13 protein-coding genes are annotated in these 15,054 nt (G+C 71.2%); 8 read left to right on the top strand and 5 right to left on the bottom strand.

Translation table 11 applies throughout. The features are described from left to right. Positions 1 to 38 precede the first annotated feature (38 nt). Positions 39 to 578, top strand: coding sequence for a DUF2087 domain-containing protein (locus ACWEPX_RS29130; protein ID WP_451900456.1), 540 nt, complete (start codon positions 39 to 41; stop codon positions 576 to 578). Here the strand turns inward: ACWEPX_RS29130 and ACWEPX_RS29125 are convergent. The 5 genes from ACWEPX_RS29125 to ACWEPX_RS29105 all read right to left on the bottom strand — a co-directional run bounded on the left by ACWEPX_RS29125 (position 575) and on the right by ACWEPX_RS29105 (position 7,265). Further along, positions 575 to 1,444 (bottom strand): hypothetical protein, encoded by an 870-nt coding sequence (locus ACWEPX_RS29125; protein WP_451900455.1) that lies wholly within the window; start codon positions 1,442 to 1,444, stop codon positions 575 to 577. The two genes, ACWEPX_RS29130 and ACWEPX_RS29125, sit on opposite strands and share 4 nt — an antisense overlap. Positions 1,445 to 1,509: 65 nt before the next feature. Beyond that, complete coding sequence (locus ACWEPX_RS29120) at positions 1,510 to 3,201, bottom strand: ABC transporter family substrate-binding protein (protein WP_451900454.1); 1,692 nt, start codon at positions 3,199 to 3,201, stop codon at positions 1,510 to 1,512. Positions 3,202 to 3,225: 24 nt separating this feature from the next. Beyond that, positions 3,226 to 5,331, bottom strand: a complete 2,106-nt coding sequence (locus ACWEPX_RS29115; RefSeq protein ID WP_451900453.1) for an ABC transporter ATP-binding protein — start codon at positions 5,329 to 5,331, stop codon at positions 3,226 to 3,228. Then, positions 5,328 to 6,278, bottom strand: coding sequence for an ABC transporter permease (locus ACWEPX_RS29110; RefSeq protein WP_451900452.1), 951 nt, complete (start codon positions 6,276 to 6,278; stop codon positions 5,328 to 5,330). Before ACWEPX_RS29110 ends, ACWEPX_RS29115 begins: the two co-directional genes overlap by 4 nt. Positions 6,279 to 6,290: 12 nt before the next feature. Beyond that, complete coding sequence (locus ACWEPX_RS29105) at positions 6,291 to 7,265, bottom strand: ABC transporter permease (protein ID WP_451900451.1); 975 nt, start codon at positions 7,263 to 7,265, stop codon at positions 6,291 to 6,293. A gap of 455 nt (positions 7,266 to 7,720) precedes the next feature. Here ACWEPX_RS29105 and ACWEPX_RS29100 point away from each other — a divergent pair, with 455 nt between their 5' ends. The 7 genes from ACWEPX_RS29100 (at position 7,721) to lon (ending at position 14,935) form a co-directional block, all read left to right on the top strand. Continuing rightward, positions 7,721 to 8,221 carry a PadR family transcriptional regulator gene (locus ACWEPX_RS29100; RefSeq protein WP_451900450.1) on the top strand — a complete coding sequence of 167 codons (501 nt, stop codon included), beginning with the start codon at positions 7,721 to 7,723 and terminating at the stop codon, positions 8,219 to 8,221. A gap of 85 nt (positions 8,222 to 8,306) precedes the next feature. Further along, positions 8,307 to 9,404: a peptide chain release factor 2 gene (prfB, locus tag ACWEPX_RS29095; protein ID WP_451900449.1), complete on the top strand. Its 1,098-nt coding sequence runs from the start codon at positions 8,307 to 8,309 to the stop codon at positions 9,402 to 9,404. A gap of 98 nt (positions 9,405 to 9,502) precedes the next feature. Beyond that, positions 9,503 to 10,192: a cell division ATP-binding protein FtsE gene (gene ftsE, locus ACWEPX_RS29090; RefSeq protein ID WP_189212427.1), complete on the top strand. Its 690-nt coding sequence runs from the start codon at positions 9,503 to 9,505 to the stop codon at positions 10,190 to 10,192. A 24-nt stretch (positions 10,193 to 10,216) separates the two neighbouring features. Beyond that, positions 10,217 to 11,119: a permease-like cell division protein FtsX gene (gene ftsX / locus ACWEPX_RS29085; RefSeq protein ID WP_451900448.1), complete on the top strand. Its 903-nt coding sequence runs from the start codon at positions 10,217 to 10,219 to the stop codon at positions 11,117 to 11,119. 33 nt (positions 11,120 to 11,152) lie between these two features. Continuing rightward, a complete protein-coding gene (gene smpB / locus ACWEPX_RS29080) occupies positions 11,153 to 11,641 on the top strand; it encodes an SsrA-binding protein SmpB (RefSeq protein WP_451900447.1) in 489 nt (162 codons plus the stop codon). Further along, positions 11,628 to 12,509, top strand: coding sequence for an amidohydrolase family protein (locus ACWEPX_RS29075; protein ID WP_451900446.1), 882 nt, complete (start codon positions 11,628 to 11,630; stop codon positions 12,507 to 12,509). The genes smpB and ACWEPX_RS29075 overlap by 14 nt, the downstream gene beginning before the upstream one ends. An 86-nt stretch (positions 12,510 to 12,595) precedes the next feature. Then, a complete protein-coding gene (gene lon / locus ACWEPX_RS29070; protein ID WP_451900445.1) occupies positions 12,596 to 14,935 on the top strand; it encodes an endopeptidase La in 2,340 nt (779 codons plus the stop codon). Positions 14,936 to 15,054 lie beyond the last annotated feature (119 nt).

Below are 15,054 nucleotides of genomic sequence, written 5' to 3'. Positions count from 1 at the left end.
CACTTGGGTCGGGACAGCCGTTTTGGTTGGCTGAGCGCATGAACGACCCGTCAGCGCGCGATATCGCAGGCATGCTCGCCGAACCCGCCCGCCTCCAGGTCTTCGCCGCCCTGGTCCTAGGCGCAGAAGACGTCGCCGCAGTCGCAGACACCACCGGCCTCAGTCCCCGCGAGGTCACCAAGGCGTTGCTGAAGTTGCGCGAGGGAGGCCTGGTGTCAGACATGACCGTCCGCCCCGAGGCCATCAAATCCGCCGCCCGCGAAGCGCAGACCAGCCGCGAGCCGGAGAGCTTCGGCTACGCCGACCAGCGGGTGGAAGGCGTCCTGCGGGCGTTCGTGCGGGACGGTCGGCTGCTGGCCATGCCCGCGCACGGGGGCAAGCGCCGGGTGGTGCTGGAGCACGTCGCGCAGTCGTTCGAGCCCGGGACGCGCTACAGCGAGAAGGAGGTCGATGTGGTGCTGCGGGCCTGGTGCGAGGGCGGCGGGGTCGACTTCGTGACCGTGCGGCGCTATCTCGTCGACGCCGAGCTGCTGACCCGCGAGGCCGGGGTCTACTGGCGCTCCGGCGGCTACACCTAGGACGGGTCGGAGCCGCGGACGGCCCAGAGCCACAGCGCCAGGGCTGCGGTGATGGCGGTGGCGGCCAGCCAGCCGGGGAAGCCGCTGCCGTCCACGTAGGCCCAGAACAGGCCGACCAGGGGCGCGGAGAGGGCGGCCGGGGCGTCCATGCGGAGGTGGCGGCCCAGGCCGGGGACGGTCTCGGGGGCGTCCGGGGTGGCCGCGTTGTCGGTGCGGCGGCCGGGCGGCTCGGTCGTGCGGACGCGGCCGGACGGGTAGAGGGTGGCGCCCGCGACGCGGACGGCGACGAGCCGGTCGCTGCGGGGGTCGCCGTGGGCCTCCACGACGGTGGGGCTGGGGAGGGTCTGCAGGACCGGGTCGAAGTAGACCGGGATCCAACGGCCGGGGCCGGACTCGGTCTCCAGGTAGGAGCGGGTCAGCAGGCCGCGCTGGACCCGCACCCTGCGCACCGCCAGCTTCCTCGCTGGGCGCCGCAGCACCAGGGTCCGGCTCGCCGCCAGCCAGAGCCCGTACGCGAGCGCCAGCAGGGCGACCAGGGCGGTGAACACGACCCCGCCGAGGGCGCGGTCGGCGTCGGCGAAGACCTGGGCCCCCGGGACGACGGCGCGGCTGGGGTCGCGCGGGTCGTAGGCGATCGCGGCCGGGGCCTTGGCGGGGGGAGGGGTGACGGCCAGGGTGACCTCGGCCGACAGCGCCGCCCCGGTCGGCGAGGTCCACTCCGCGCGCACGGCGGACCCGCCCAGCGGGGTGACGGTGCCCTCCACGACCTCGGTCAGCTCGGACAGCGAGGCGTTGATGGAGCGGTAGTTCGCCAGGGAGATGCCGCCGACGGCCCCGCAGACCAGCAGGACCAGGGCGGTGGCCACGAGAATGTGACGGGCCGCGCGCACCCCCAAAGATGCGCGCGGCCCGCCACCGGATCCCACCATCGTCAGGCTGCGAAGCCCATCGCGGTGTAGTCCGGGTCAGCGACGCCGAAGGCGCCGAAGTTCACCAGCTTGACGTCGACCGCGACCGCGCCCGGCACCTGGTACAGCGGCAGGTGGTGGCCCGCCTCCCAGATGAGCTTGTCGGCCTGGTTGGTCAGCTCGGCCCGCTTGGCGTCGTCCAGCTCGGCGTTGGCCTCGTCGAGCAGCTTGTTGATCTCGTCGGAGCCGATCCGCCCGAAGTTCTGGTTCACGCTGTTCGGGTCGAGGTAGTAGATGCCCTTCGAGGAGCTGATCGGCCACGCCGTCTGCGACCAGCCGAAGCCGGTCATGTCGAAGTTGCCGGTGTTGACGAAGTCGCTGAAGAACGTCGCCGAGGGCTGGGCGTCGATGACCAGGTTGACGCCGACCTCCTTGAGCTGCGCCTGGGTCAGCTTGGAGATCTGCTCGGAGATCGGGTTGCCCGCGGTGGACACCATGCGGATGTCCAGCTGCTTGCCGTCCTTCTTGCGGAACTCGCCGTCCATCTTCCAGCCCAGGGCGTCCAGCTCGGCCTTGGCGGCCTCCTTGTCGGCCTTGATCGGGGCGGAGTTGTCCACGTAGTTCGCGGTGCCCTGCAGGAAGAAGTGGTTGCCCAGCGGCTTCGGGTCGGCGACGATCGGGCCGAGGATGCCCTTGGCGTAGACCGCCGGGTCCATCGCCTTCATGACCGCGACGCGCAGCTTCTGGTCAGCCAGGATCGAGGTGCCAGCGCCGTTGAAGGTGATGTGGTTGTAGGACTTGCCGGGGGCCTCGCGGACCTCGACGCCCTGCATGGCCTTGGCCCGCTGGAAGTTGTCCACGCTGGAGCCGATCTTGTACCAGTCGATGGCGTCGGAGGCCAGCGAGTCGGCCAGCGCGGCGCGCTCGACCACCCGGAAGGTGATCTTGTCGAGCTTGGGCTTGCGGCCCCACCAGTTCGGGTCGGGCACGACGCTGACCAGCTTGGCGGTCTGGTCGATCGTCTCGATCTTGAACGGACCCGCGGTGACCTTCGGGCCGTCGATCCAGCCCTCGTTGAAGGTCTTCGGGTCGGAGTTCAGCGACTTCGGGTAGAGCGGGCTGAACAGCGAGGTCCACTCGGCGAACTTCTTCTTGAAGGTGACGACGACCTCGTTGTCGGCCGCGCCCTTCTCCACCTTCTCGATGTCCTCGTAGCCGGTCGTGCCCGCGACCGAGAACTCCTCGTTGGTGCCGTTGAGCGCCTTGAACTGGGCGTCGAAGTCCTCCCAGCCGATCGGCGTCCCGTCGCTCCACTTGGCGTTCGGGTTGAGCTTGTAGGTGACGACCTGCGGGTCGGGCGAGGTGACCTCAGCCGACTCCAGGTAGTCCTTGTTGACGCTGATCTTCCCGGCCTTGTCCGCGATCTGCAGCTTCGGGATGAGGGCGCTGAGGATGTAGTCGTGGTCGACCAGCGGGCCGTTCAGCTGGTTGTAGTTCCAGTTGTCCGGCAGCGCGTCCAGCGGCCACTTGAGCTCGCCGCCCTGCTTGACCTGGTCGTACGGGAGCTCGTTGATGGACCACGTGCCCTGCACGGCCTCGTCGGTCCCTTGCAGACCGCCGCCAGCCTGGTCGTTGCCGTCGCCGCCGCACGCGGTCAGCACCAGGGCTGACGCGGCGACGGACGCGGCGACACCGGTCCACTTTCTGCGAATCACGGGGTAACCCTCCTTCATGGCCCGCTACACGACTGCGCGGGACTCGGCGTAGTGACACGCGGCGCGGTGGTCCCCCGCGCCGTCGAGGTCAGGTTCCTGGTCGACGCACAGCGCGCGCTGCGCCTCGGGCAGCGCGGCGTACTTGAAGCAGCGGGTGTGGAACCGGCACCCCTGCGGCGGGTTGGCGGGACTGGGCAGGTCACCGGTGAGGATGATCCGCTCCCGGCGCCGCTCCACCACCGGGTCGGGGATCGGGATCGCCGAGAGCAGGGCCTGGGTGTAGGGGTGCTCGGGGGCCCCGAACACCTTCTCCACCGACCCGATCTCGATGATCTTCCCCAGGTACATCACCGCGACCCGGTCGGCGATGTGGCGCACCACCGACAGGTCGTGGGCGACGAACAGGTAGGACAGCCCGAGCTTGGCCTTCAGCTCGTCGAGCAGGTTGATGACGCCCGCCTGGATGGAGACGTCCAGCGCCGACACCGGCTCGTCCAGCACGATCAGCCGCGGCTCCAGGGCCAGGGCCCGGGCGATGCCGATGCGCTGGCGCTGGCCGCCGGAGAACTCGGCCGGGTAGCGGTCGGCGTGCTCGCGGCGCAGGCCGACGAGGTCGAGCAGCTCGGGCACCCGCTTGGCGATCTGCGCCTGGGAGTAGCCGTGCACCTGCATGGGCTCGGCGAGGATGTCGTGGATGGGCATCCTCGGGTCGAGCGCGGCCATCGGGTCCTGGAAGACGACCTGCATGTCCCGGCGGATGGCCTTGCGGGCCGCGCGGTCCAGCGCGGTGGTCTCCTTGCCGAGGACGGCGATGCGGCCCGCCTGCAGCTTCTCCAGGCCCAGGATCTCCATGAGCGTGGTGGTCTTGCCGCAGCCGGACTCCCCGACCAGGCCCAGGGTCTCCCCGGTGCGGATGTCGAAGCTGATGCCGTCGACGGCGCGGACGCTGCCGATGGTCCGCTTGAACACCGAGCCCTTGGTCAGCGGGTAGGCCTTGACCAGGTCCTCGACCTCCAGGACCGTCTCCCGCTGCGCCCTGGGCACCGCGGCCAGCGCGCCCTCCTCGACGGTGTCCACGCCGTACACCTCGGCCGCGTCGGCGTCGGTGCTGGCGATCTCGTCGCTGCGGATGCAGGCGGCGTGGTGGCCGGGGGCGACCTCGGCCAGCGGCGGCTCGGCGGTGGTGCACGCCTCGACCGCCATCGGGCAGCGCGGGGCGAACGGGCAGCCCGGGGGCAGCTCGACCAGCGACGGCGGCTGGCCCTCGATGGGCACCAGCGGCTGCTTCTCCTCCGCGTCCAGCCGCGGGATCGAGCCGAGCAGGCCCAGCGTGTAGGGCATGCGCGGGTGCGGGTACACCTCGTCGACCGGCCCGGTCTCCACCGCCCGGCCCGCGTACATGACCATCAGCCGGTCGGCGAACCCGGCGACCACGCCGAGGTCGTGGGTGATGATGACGATGCCCGCGCCGGTGACCTCCTGGGCGGTCTTGAGCACCTCCAGGACCTGCGCCTGCACGGTGACGTCCAGCGCGGTCGTCGGCTCGTCGGCGATGATCAGGTCGGGGTCGTTGGCGATGGCGATGGCGATGACCGCGCGCTGGCGCATGCCGCCGGAGAACTCGTGCGGGAACGCCTTGGCCCGCTGGGCGGCGTTGGGGATGCCCACGAGGTCGAGCAGCTCGACGGCCCGGTTGTTCGCCTGCTGCTTGCTGACCCGGCCCCGGCCGTGGGTCAGCAGCGCCTCGGCGATCTGGTCGCCGACGGTGTAGACCGGCGTCAGCGCCGAGAGCGGGTCCTGGAAGACCATCGAGATCTGCTTGCCGCGGATGCGCGAGAGCTCGGTGTCGCCGAGGCCGAGCAGCTCCTTGCCGCGGAAGCGGATGGAGCCGGAGATCCGCGCCTGGGCGGGCAGCAGGCCCATCACCGCCAGCGAGGAGACCGATTTGCCCGAGCCGGACTCGCCGACGATGCCGAGCACCTCGCCGGGGGCGACCTCGTAGCTCAGGCCGCGGACCGCGCGCACGCGGCCGCTCTCGCTGGGGAAGGACACCCGCAGGTCGTCCACCTTCAGCACCGGGCCGTCCACGTGGGGCGCGGACCCGTCGAACAGCAGGTCGGCGGCGGTCACTGGTCGTCCTCCTTGGGTTCGCGCTTGCGAGCCCGAGACGAACTCGGGTCGAGCGCGTCGCGCAGGCCGTCGCCGAACAGGTTCACCGCGAGCACGAACAGCACGAGGAACCCGGCGGGCATGTAGAACAGCCACGGGTAGGTGATCACCGAGTCGGTCCCGGTGGCGATGAGCGTGCCCAGCGACACGTCCGGGGGCTGCACGCCGAAGCCGAAGAAGCTCAGCCCGGTCTCCGACAGCACCGCGGCGCCGATGGTGATGGTCGCGTCGATGATCAGCAGCGACGCCATGTTGGGCACGATGTGCTTGATGATGATGCGCAGCGGGGACTGGCCCATGAACCGCGCGGCCTTGACGTACTCGCGCTCGCGCAGGGTCAGGGTCATGCCCCGGACGATGCGCGCGGTGATCATCCAGCTGAACGCGGCCAGCAGGGCGACGAACAGCAGCCAGCTCTGGCCCTTGAAGGCGGGGCTGAGCACGGCGATGATCAGGAACGAGGGCAGCACGAGCAGCAGGTCGACCAGCCACATCAGGGTCCGGTCCACCCAGCCGCCGAAGTACCCGGCCAGGGCGCCGACCAGCGCGGCCACGCTGGTGGAGATCACCCCGACCAGCAGGCCGATCGTGAGCGACTTCTGCAATCCGCGCATGACCTGCGCGAACACGTCCTCGCCGATCTTGGTGGTGCCGAACCAGTGCTCGGCGCTGGGCGGCTGCAGGAACGCGGTGTAGTCCGGTTCGGCGTAGCCCCACGGGGAGAACAGCGGGCCGAGGAAGGCCATCAGGTAGAGCAGCACGACCACGACGAGGCCGAAGACCGCGCCCTTGCGGCGCAGGAACCGGCGCAGCACTAGCCGGGACCTGGTCACCGACCGCTCGCGGGTGGGCCCGCCGTCGACCGGGCTCGCGCCGGGGGTGGCAGCGTCGCTGGTGATAGTCGCCATTTCGCGGACCCCCTAAACCCGGACTCGCGGATCGAGTGCGGCGTAGAGCACATCGGACAGCCAGCCGGAGATGAGCACCAGCACCGCGATGAACAGGGTGACGGTGGCCACCACGTTGGTGTCCTGGGCGGTCACGCCGGTGATGAGCCAGTCGCCCATGCCGTACCAGCCGAAGATCCGCTCGGTGAACGTGCCGCCGGTGATGAGCAGGCCGAACCCGAAGGCGAACAGGGTGGCCATCGGGATGAGCGCGGTGCGCAGGCCGTGCTTGAACAGGGCGCGCCGCCGGGTCAGGCCCTTGGCCTGGGCGGTGCGCAGGAAGTCGCTGCCGAGCACGTCGAGCATGGCGCTGCGCTGGTAGCGGCTGTAGAAGGCGATCTGGCCCAGCGCGATGGTCAGCGTCGGCACGATCAGGTACCGCAGGCGGTCGCCGAGGGACTCCAGCCAGGTCCCCTGGAACCCGGGTGTCGCCTCGCCGAGGGTCTGCAGGTAGTTCGACCCGATGAGGTCGTTGAACGCCTGGGCGGGCTGCTTGAGCAGGGTGCCCAGGACGAAGACCGGAATGGACAGGACGACGAAGGAGAACAGCGTGGCCACGTGGTCGGTCAGCTTGTACTGCCGGATGGCGCTGACCACGCCCAGCACGACGCCGCAGATGACGCCGATGGTCACGCCCAGCAGGAACAGCCGCAGGCTGACCCCGACGCGCCTGCCCAGCTCGTCGGTGATGGGGTGCCCGGCCACGGTCAGGCCGAAGTCGCCCTGGACGACGCCGCCGAGCCAGCTCAGGAAGCGCTGGGGGATGGGCTGGTCCAGCATGAGGTCGACGCGCTTGGCCTCGATCACGGCTTCCGGGGGCGGCGGGTTGCGCTGCAGGAGGATGCCGATGGGGTCGAACGTCAGCGAGGCCAGGGCGAACGCCAGGAACGTCGCCACCAGGCACAGCACGATGTAGTTCGCCAGGCGTCGGACGAGGAATCCGATCACGTCAGAAAGGGCCTTCCGGTACGGCCCTGTCCGGGCCTGCACGCGACAGTCACGAAGATGGGATGTTCGGCTGTGGCGCTGCGCCGAGGAACCTACTTTAGTAGGGAATCGGGTTACAGCTCGGCGTCGGTGCCCGGCTAGCTCCATATGGGTGGTTGCTATGGGTGATTCGCGCCACAAATACGCGCAGGTCAGAGCGCCATTCGGGTGACTACGCGGAAGTTCTGCGGACTGGGCCGATCGGGTTGCCACCGCCGGTGATGATCCACTCCATTGGGTGAGCGCCGGACGGCGGTCCCAAGGGGACCGTCGCGGTTTGCGCCGGACGGGCGCGGCGGCTTGGGCTGTTCGGTCGCGTCCGAACGAGTCGGCCGACCCCGGCTGTGATCAGCCATTGTGGACTGGTCAGGCTGGCCATTGTGGACAGCCTGCCCGGAACGTGGCACCGTGGACCTGTGTCTGATTTGAATGCAACCGCAGCGGCACTGCTCGGCTTGCTGCACGACGGTCCGCAGACCGGCGGGCAGCTCGTCGCGGCGGCCCGCGAGCGCTTCGGCTCGTTCTTCAGTGTCACGCGCAGCCAGGTGTACCGGGAGCTGCCCGCGCTGGCCGACGCCGGGCTGGTCCGGCTGGGCAAGCAGGGGCCGCGCTCCAGCCAGCAGTACGTCCTGACCGCGGCGGGCAAGAAGGCGTTCAAGTCGTGGCTGGCCGCCGAGCCGGGCCCCGACCACCTGCGCAGCCCGCTCATCCTGCGCCTGGTGCACGCCGACACGCTGACCGCCAAGCAGCGGACGAACCTGATCGACCAGGCGAAGGTGGCCTACGCAGGCGAGCTGGACGCGGCCAAGTCCGCGGCCAAGACCGCCGAGGACCCCTACGCCAAGGCGATCGCCGAGTTCGGCGTGGCCCGCGCGCGGGCCGTGCTCAAGCTGCTGGACGCGGTCCCGAAGGCATGAGCGGCCCGGCCGCGGTGGGGCGGGAGCGCCCATCGCGGCCGTCCGGCTGCACGCCGGGTGTGAGGTCCGCGTAACCTTGTACGACGTGAACCCCGACGTCGTGACCGACCTCAAGGACCTCTCCGCCACGCTGGCCAGCGTCGAGGCCGTCATGGACCTCGACAGCCTGCGCAACCAGGTCGCGGCGCTGGAGGAGCAGGCGGCCCGGCCGGACCTGTGGGACGACCCGGAGGCCGCGCAGAAGGTGACCAGCCAGCTGGCCCACCGCCAGGGCGAGCTGCGCCGGGTGGAGGGCCTGCGGTCGCGGGTGGACGACCTCGGCGTGCTCTACGAGCTGGCCGAGGAGGGCGAGGACGCCGACGCGCTGGCCGAGGCCGACGCCGAGCGGGAGAAGCTGCGCGCCGACATCGCCGCGATGGAGGTCCGCACGCTGCTGTCCGGGGAGTACGACGAGCGCGAGGCGCTGGTCACCATCCGGGCCGAGGCGGGCGGGGTGGACGCCGCCGACTTCGCCGAGATGCTCATGCGCATGTACCTGCGCTGGGCCGAGCGCCACGGCTACCCGACCCAGGTCTACGACACCTCCTACGCCGAGGAGGCGGGCATCAAGTCCGCCACGTTCAAGGTCGAGGCGCCCTACGCCTACGGCACCCTCTCGGTCGAGCAGGGCACGCACCGGCTGGTGCGCATCTCGCCCTTCGACAACCAGGGCCGCAGGCAGACCTCCTTCGCCGCGGTCGAGGTGGTGCCGGTCACCGAGCAGACCGACCACATCGATATCGATGAGAAGGACCTGCGCGTCGACGTCTACCGCTCCTCCGGGCCCGGCGGCCAGGGGGTCAACACCACCGACTCGGCGGTGCGCATCACGCACCTGCCGACCGGCATCGTCGTCTCCTGCCAGAACGAGCGCTCGCAGCTGCAGAACAAGGCCACCGCGATGGCGGTGCTGCAGTCCAAGCTGCTGGAGCGGCGCAGGCAGGAGGAGCAGGCGCGGCTGGACTCGCTGAAGGACTCCTCGTCGGGGTCGTGGGGCAACCAGATGCGCTCCTACGTGCTGCACCCGTACCAGATGGTCAAGGACCTGCGCACCGAGTACGAGGTGGGCACGCCCAGCGCGGTGCTCGACGGGGAGATCGACGGGTTCCTGGAGGCGGGCATCCGCTGGCGGCGCACGCAGTGACCGGCCGGTCACCGCTGGCGCACATGGGGTGAACTGGATAAATCGGATGACCGGGCGAGGCAACGGGTCGATAACGCCCGGGGGTAGACTCGCGCACCGTGATCCGGCTCGAACAGGTTTCCAAGGTCTACAAGACCTCCACGCGACCCGCGCTGGAGAACGTGTCCGTCGAGGTGGACAAGGGTGAGTTCGTCTTCCTGATCGGCGCGTCCGGCTCCGGGAAGTCGACCTTCCTGCGGCTGCTGCTGCGCGAGGAAGTGCCCACCAAGGGCCGGGTCTACGTGGCCAACTTCGACGTCGCCCGGATGGCCCGGCGCCGCGTGCCGCGGCTGCGCCAGTCGATCGGCTGCGTGTTCCAGGACTTCCGGCTGCTGCACAACAAGACCGTCGCCGAGAACGTCGCGTTCGCCCTGGAGGTCATCGGCAAGCCCCGGCACACCATCCGCAAGGTGGTGCCCGAGGTGCTGGAGCTGGTGGGCCTGGAGGGCAAGGCCGAGCGGATGCCCAACGAGCTCTCCGGCGGCGAGCAGCAGCGGGTCGCCATCGCCCGCGCGTTCGTCAACCGGCCGCTGATGCTGCTGGCCGACGAGCCGACCGGGAACCTGGACCCGGACACCAGCCAGGACATCATGCTGCTGCTGGAGCGGATCAACCGCACCGGCACGACCGTGCTGATGGCCACCCACGACCATTCCATCGTGGACTCCATGCGCCGCAGGGTCGTCGAGCTGGACCTCGGCCGCGTGGTCCGCGACGACGCCCGCGGCGTGTACGGCGTCGGCCGCTGACCCACCCCGAGAGCCTGAGGAACGATGCGCGCGAGTTTCGTGTTCAGCGAGGTCGTCACCGGCCTGCGCCGGAACATCACGATGACCATCGCCATGATCATCACCACCGCCATCTCGCTGGCCCTGCTCGGCGGCGGCCTGCTGGTCGTGCGGATGATCGACAAGACGCAGGCGCTGTACCAGGACAAGGTCGAGGTCAGCGTCTACCTCACCAACGACGTCTCCGAGACCGACCCGGGCTGCCAGTCCGAGCCGTGCGCGGGGCTGAAGGCGGCCCTGGAGTCCGACCCGGCGGTGGAGACCGTCGACCACGAGAGCCGCGAGGCGGCCTACGAGCGGTTCAAGCGGATCTTCGAGGCGCAGCCGGAGCTGGTGAAGCTGGCCCGGCCGGAGGCGCTGCCCGCCTCGCTGCGGGTCAAGCTGGTCGACCCCGAGCGGCCCGAGGTGATCGAGCAGACCTACGGCGGGCGCCCGGGGGTGGAGTCCATCGCCGACCAGGGCGAGTTCCTCGACCGGTTCTTCGGGGTGCTCAACAGCCTGCGCAACGGGACCTTCTTCGTCGCGCTCGTCATGGCCGTCGCCGCGCTGCTGCTGATCTCCAACACCGTGCAGCTCTCGGCGTTCACCAGACGGGTCGAGGTGGGCATCATGCGCCTGGTCGGCGCGACCCGCTGGTACACCCAGCTGCCGTTCCTGCTGGAGGCGGTGGTCACCGGCATCGTCGGCGCCCTGGTGGCGATCGGGCTGCTGGTGGTGCTCAAGCTGACCTTCATCGACGACGTGCTCGGCGGATCGATCCAGTCCGGCGTGGTCAGCTCGGTCGACGGGGTGGACATCCTGGTGGTCTCGCCGATCCTGCTGGTCACCGCGCTGGTGATCTCCGGCATCACCGGGTACGTGACCCTGCGGCTGTACGTGCGCACATAACCCGGTTGCCCGGCTTCCGTAGAGTTGGTCCCCATGGCGAAGGAAAGCGGCCAGAAGGTCATCGCGTCCAACCGCAAGGCGCGGCACGACTACACGATCCTGGACACCTATGAGGCCGGGATCGCGCTGGTGGGCACCGAGGTCAAGAGCCTGCGGGCTGGCCGGGCGTCCCTGGTGGACTCCTTCGCCACCGTCGACGACGGGGAGATCTGGCTGCGGGGGCTGCACATCCCGGAGTACAGCCACGGCACCTGGACCAACCACGAGCCCCGCCGCACGCGCAAGCTGCTGCTCCACAAGAAGGAGATCCTGCGGCTGATCGGCAAGACCAAGGAGTCCGGGACCTCCCTGGTGCCGCTGTCGATGTACTTCAAGGACGGCAAGGTCAAGGTCGAGCTGGCCCTGGCCCGCGGCAAGAAGGCCCACGACAAGCGCCAGGCGCTGGCCAAGCGCGACGCCGACCGGGAGATGCAGAAGGCGATGGGCCGCGCGGCCAAGCGGGGCGCGGGTGCGCGACGCTGAGGTCGCGGGCTGGGTGCGCGGCCTCGGCGTGCCCGGCCTGGTCGACCTGCACGTGCACTTCCTGCCCGAGCCCGTCCAGCGCAAGGTCTGGGCGTACTTCGACCAGGCGGGCGCCAACTACGGCATCGAGTGGCCCATCCGGTATCGGCTGCCCGTCGACGAGCGGGTCGAGGTGCTGCGCTCCCTCGGCGTGGTGGCGTTCGCGCCGCTGGTCTACCCGCACAAGCCCGGCATGGCCGAGTGGCTGGTGGACTGGGTGCGCGAGTTCGCCGCCGGGGTCCCGGAGGCGGTGCCGACGGCCACGGTGTACCCGGAACCCTCGGTGGTCGGGTATCTCGACGCCGCCCTGCGCGCGGGCGCCCGCTGCGTGAAGGCGCACGTGCAGGTGGGCGCCTACGACCCGCGCTCGCCGCTGCTGGACCCGGCGTGGGGGATGCTGGCCGACGCGGGCGTGCCGGTGGTCGTCCACTGTGGGCACGGCCCGCTGCGCGGCGAGCACACCGGCCTCGACGTCTTCGGCGAGGTGCTGGCCCGCCACCCCCGGCTGACCGCGGTGCTGGCGCACGCCGGGATGCCGGAGATCACCCAGGCGCTGGACCTGGTGGCCGCCTACCCCCACGTGCACATCGACACCACGATGGTCGGGGTCGGCTTCACCACGCCCATCGCGCCGCTGCCCGCGGACTGGGCCGACCGGCTCGCCGCCCACCCGGACCGGGTGGTGCTGGGCACCGACTTCCCCTCGATCCCGTACCCCTACGCCGAGCAGATCGAGGCCATCGCGGGGTGGGCGGAGGACCCCCGGCTGGGGGCGGGCTTCCTGCGGGCCGTGCTGCACGACACCCCGGCGCGGCTGCTGCGGCTGTAGTTCACCCTGGGCGAACGACCAGCGGAAACATTCCCCGGGACCGCGAGGTTGAGCTGGTCAGACTCAACTTCACGAGGGGTGATCCCATGTCGGAGGCTCTGACGCTGCCGGTGCTGCCGCTCGACGACGCGGTCCTGCTGCCCGGCATGGTCGTGCCCGTCCCGCTGACCACCGAGGCCCGGGCCGCGGTCGAGGCCGCGCGGGCGCTGGGGGCCAAGCCGGAGCGGGTGGCGCTGGTGCCGCGCCTGGACGGCAAGTACGCCGCGGTGGGCGCCGTCGCCGTGGTCGAGCAGGTCGGGCGGCTGCCCGGCGGCGAGCTGGCCGCGGTGGTGCGCGGCACCGGCCGGGTCCGGCTGGGCGCGGGCACGACCGGGCCGGGCGCGGCGCTGTGGGTGCACGTCGACGAGGTGGACGAGACCGTGCCCGAGCGCGCCGCCGAGCTGGCCCGCGAGTACAAGCGGCTGGTGGTCACCATCCTCCAGCAGCGCAACGCCTGGCAGACCGTGGACGCGGTGGGTGCGCTCGACGACCCGGCCGCGCTGGCCGACCTCGCCGGGTACGCGCCCTACCTCTCCGCCGAGCGCAAGGTGTGGCTGCTGGAGACCGCCGACGTCGCCGAGCGGCTGGACAAGCTGGTCGAGTGGGCCCGCGAGCACCTGGCCGAGCTGGACGTCGCCGAGACCATCCGCAAGGACGTGCAGGAGGGCGTGGAGAAGCAGCAGCGGGAGTTCCTGCTGCGCCAGCAGCTCGCCGCGATCCGCAAGGAGCTGGCCGAGCTGGCGGGCAAGCCCGCGTCCGAGGAGCAGGACTACCGGAGCCGGGTCGAGGCCGCCGACCTGCCCGAGGCCGTGCGCGCGGCCGCCCTGTCCGAAGTGGACAAGCTGGAGCGCGCGGCGGAGTCCGCCCCGGAGGCGGGCTGGATCCGCACCTGGCTGGACACCGTGCTGGAGCTGCCCTGGGCCGAGCGCACCGAGGACGCCTACGACATCGCGGGCGCGCGGGCGGTGCTCGACGCCGACCACGCGGGGCTGGACGAGGTGAAGGACCGCATCATCGAGCACCTGGCCGTGCGCAAGCGCCGCGCCGACCGCGGGCTCGGCGTGGTCGAGGGCAGGCGCAGCGGCGCCGTGCTGGCGCTGGCCGGTCCGCCCGGGGTCGGCAAGACCTCGCTCGGGGAGTCGGTGGCCAAGGCGATGGGCCGCAAGTTCGTGCGCGTGGCGCTGGGCGGCGTGCGCGACGAGGCCGAGATCCGCGGGCACCGGCGCACCTACGTCGGCGCGCTGCCCGGCCGGATCGTGCGGGCCATCAGGGAAGCCGGGTCGATGAACCCGGTGGTGCTGCTGGACGAGATCGACAAGGTGGGCGCCGACTACCGCGGCGACCCGACGGCGGCGCTGCTGGAGGTGCTCGACCCCGCGCAGAACCACACCTTCCGCGACCACTACCTGGAAGTCGAGCTCGACCTGTCGGACGTGGTGTTCCTGGCCACGGCCAACGTGGTCGAGGCCATCCCCGGGCCGCTGCTGGACCGGATGGAGCTGGTGCGGCTGGACGGCTACACCGAGGACGAGAAGGTCACCATCGCCCGCGACCACCTGCTGCCCCGCCAGCTCGACCGGGCCGGGCTGACCGCCGACGAGGCGACCGTCACCGACGCGGCGCTGCGGAAGCTGGCCGGGGAGTACACCCGCGAGGCCGGCGTGCGGGAGCTGGAGCGGTCGCTGGCGCGCGTGCTGCGCAAGGTGGCCGCGCGCGGCGACGACGCGCTGCCGGTCCGCGTGGACGCCGCCGACCTGCGCGGCTACCTGGGCAGGCCGCGGCACACCCCGGAGTCGGCCGAGCGCACCGCCGCGCCCGGCGTGGCCACGGGTCTGGCGGTGACCGGCGCGGGCGGCGACGTGCTGTTCGTGGAGGCGTCGTTGGCGGACAAGGACACCGGCTCATCCGGTGTCACGCTGACCGGGCAGCTCGGCGACGTGATGAAGGAGTCGGCGCAGATCGCGCTGTCGTACCTGCGCTCGCACGGGCCGCGGCTGGGCCTGCCGGTCGGGTCGCTCGGCGACCGCGGCGTGCACATCCACGTGCCCGCGGGCGCGGTGCCCAAGGACGGGCCGAGCGCGGGCGTCACCATGACCACCGCGCTGGCGTCGCTGCTGTCCGGGCGGCCGGTGCGCGCGGACGTGGCGATGACCGGCGAGGTGTCGCTGACCGGGCGGGTGCTGCCGATCGGCGGGGTCAAGCAGAAGCTGCTGGCCGCGCACCGCGCGGGCATCACGACCGTGGTGCTGCCCGCCCGCAACGAGGCCGACCTCGACGACGTGCCCGAGTCGGTGCGCTCGGCGCTGACCGTGCACCTGGTCGGCGACGTCCGGGAGGTGCTGGACCTGGCGCTGTCCGCGCCCGAGGCCGCCGCCGCGGCGGCCTGACCGCATCCCCTTGCGGGACAACGGGGGTCGTCCGCGCTTTCACCCATAGCGCGGGCGGCCCCCGGTTCATAGCCGCTGCCCTGTTCAGCCGAACCTTGCGGTGCACCCCTGGCGCACCA

Source organism: Actinokineospora sp. NPDC004072 (genome assembly GCF_053604195.1).
This window is presented reverse-complemented; position numbering and strand designations above follow the sequence as displayed.

What these genes read in the sequence shown, in the direction of transcription:
- lon (WP_451900445.1), top strand. Translation starts at nt 12,596, where the DNA reads ATGTCGGAGGCTCTGACGCTGCCGGTGCTGCCGCTCGACGACGCGGTC.
- ftsX (WP_451900448.1), top strand. Translation starts at nt 10,217, where the DNA reads ATGCGCGCGAGTTTCGTGTTCAGCGAGGTCGTCACCGGCCTGCGCCGG.
- smpB (WP_451900447.1), top strand. Translation starts at nt 11,153, where the DNA reads ATGGCGAAGGAAAGCGGCCAGAAGGTCATCGCGTCCAACCGCAAGGCG.
- ACWEPX_RS29110 (WP_451900452.1), bottom strand. Translation starts at nt 6,278, where the DNA reads ATGGCGACTATCACCAGCGACGCTGCCACCCCCGGCGCGAGCCCGGTC.
- ACWEPX_RS29130 (WP_451900456.1), top strand. Translation starts at nt 39, where the DNA reads ATGAACGACCCGTCAGCGCGCGATATCGCAGGCATGCTCGCCGAACCC.